Consider the following 1,843-nt stretch of genomic DNA (forward strand, 5'->3'; position numbering starts at 1 on the left):
CCACGCGGCCAGATCGCGCGCCCCGTCGCCGCGACCATTCCAGCGCGTCCGACGGCTCCCACTCCAGCCCGAATTCACCGGCATAGCCGCCGATGATGGCGAGGTAGGAATCCTGGTCGCAGTTGTGGAAGCCGATCGAGAGGCCGAAGCGGTCGGCCAGCGCCAGCTTTTCGTCCACCGCGTCGCGGGCGTTGATGGGATCGTCCTGCTCCGACATCGAGCGGCCGACGATGGCGCGGCGGTTCGACGTGACGGCGAGGCGGACGTTCGCCGGGCGTGCCTCGACGCCGCCTTCCAGCCATGAGCGCAGGATGCGCGGCCCGGCGCCGTCGCCTTCCTCGAAACCGAGATCGTCGATGAAGACGAGGAAGCTGCGGTCCACCTTGCCGAGTGCGGCGAAGAGGTCGGTCACGCCGGAGAGAGCTTCCTGCGCCACCTGCACCAGCGCGATGCGGCCCGGGTGTGCGGTGTCGGCGGAGCGTATGGCGGCGCGCAGCAGGGCCGACTTGCCCATCCCGCGCGAGCCCCAGAGCAGCATGTCATGCGCGGCGTGTCCGGCGGCAAGGCGCTCGACGTTGGTGACCACACGGTCCTTCTGCGTGTCGATACCGCGCAGCAGGGGCAGGGCAGGGGCGTCGAGTTGCGCGACCGATCGCGCGGCGCTGCCCGTCCATACGTAGGCGGGATGCGCGAGCCAGTCGGTCGCGGTCGGGGCGGGTGGCACGAGGCGTTCCAGCGCTTCGGCGATGCGGGTGAGAACCTGGGTATGCTCCGCGGGCTGGGTCGTCATCTTTTGCATGTCCTTGGCATTCGTCGCCGTGGGGCTATAGCGACGGGGTATGGAGCACGCCAGCCAGCCCGAGATGCTTGAAGCCTGTCCCGCCGGGATCGAAGCCGCCGCGCATCTTTTGCGGGAAGGGCGCCTTGTCGCCGTGCCGACGGAGACGGTCTACGGCCTTTCGGCAAGAGCGGACCGGGACGAGTCCGTGGCGGCGATCTACCGGGCCAAGGGTCGGCCGAGTTTCAATCCGCTGATCGTCCACGTGGAACATCTCGTTTCGGCGCAGGTGCTGGCGGAGTTCGACGATCGCGCGCTGTCATTGGCTGAGGCGTTCTGGCCGGGTGCCTTGACCATGGTTCTGCCATTGCGAAAGGGCGCGCCGATTGCCGCTGCGGTCACCGCCGGGCTCCCCACGATCGCGCTGCGCTGTCCGGCGCACCCGGTGATGCGGGCGGTCATCGCGGCGACGGGCCTGCCGATCGCGGCGCCCTCGGCCAATCGCAGCGGCGGGGTCAGCCCGACCGAGGCAGGGCATGTCGTCGCCTCGCTCGGGGCGAATGTCGATGCGGTGGTCGATGGCGGCGCCTGTGAGGCAGGGCTGGAATCCACGATCGTCGCGTTGCGGGAAGGGAGGCGCTGGCAGATCCTGCGTCCCGGCCCCATCGCCGAGGATCGCATTGCCGCTGTACTCGGCGGCGCGAGCGAGCCGGTGACCTCGCAGGCCATCGAGGCGCCGGGGCAACTCGCCAGCCATTACGCGCCGGGCAAGCCGGTGCGGCTCGATGCGATCGAGGCAGAGGCTGACGAATTTCACATCGGTTTCGGCGCAGTGGCGGGGGAGGTAACCCTGTCGGCGAGCGGAGATCTGATCGAGGCGGCCTCGCGGCTCTATGCGCTGCTCCATGCCGGAGCGGCCGCAGCGCAGCCGCGCATCGCCGTAGCGCCGATCCCGGAGGGCGATATCGGCGCTGCCATAAACGACCGCCTGCGCCGGGCAGCTGCCTGAGGTATTCGCCGTCCGCTCCCACCCTTCGTCATTGCGAGCGTAGCGAAGCAATCCAA

2 protein-coding genes are annotated in these 1,843 nt (G+C 69.5%); one reads left to right on the plus strand and one right to left on the minus strand.

The annotated features are described in order from the left end of the window. Window positions 1-790 (minus strand): DUF815 domain-containing protein (locus tag ACYPYD_RS21030; protein WP_459665276.1); only part of this gene is annotated, 790 nt, incomplete at its 3' end. A 49-nt stretch (window positions 791-839) separates the two neighbouring features. Between ACYPYD_RS21030 and ACYPYD_RS21035 the strand changes: the two genes are divergently transcribed. Continuing rightward, window positions 840-1,787 (plus strand): L-threonylcarbamoyladenylate synthase, encoded by a 948-nt coding sequence (locus ACYPYD_RS21035; protein WP_459665277.1) that lies wholly within the window; start codon window positions 840-842, stop codon window positions 1,785-1,787. The last annotated feature ends 56 nt before the right edge of the window (window positions 1,788-1,843 follow it).

The sequence above is a fragment of the Novosphingobium sp. 11B genome, from assembly GCF_054589055.1.

What these genes read in the sequence shown, in the direction of transcription:
- ACYPYD_RS21035 (WP_459665277.1), top strand. Translation starts at nt 840, where the DNA reads ATGGAGCACGCCAGCCAGCCCGAGATGCTTGAAGCCTGTCCCGCCGGG.